Here is a 205-nt window from a genome sequence, read left to right on the forward strand (position 1 = left end):
CGCGAGCGTGCGGAACGTGACGAAGTTCAGCGCGACCGTCGCGAGCTTGTACAGCAGGAAGCCGCGCAGGCTGTCCTCCAGCACCGCGGGCAGGTGTCGCGGCACCCTCACGCGCGCCTCCGCAGCACCCACGCGAGCGCCCGCGTGGGCAGCTCCAGCCGTTCGGGCGCGCTTCCCGCGCCGCGCGTCAGCCACAGGTAGCCCG

Source organism: Deinococcus pimensis DSM 21231, from assembly GCF_000519345.1.
GTDB lineage: Bacteria > Deinococcota > Deinococci > Deinococcales > Deinococcaceae > Deinococcus_A > Deinococcus_A pimensis.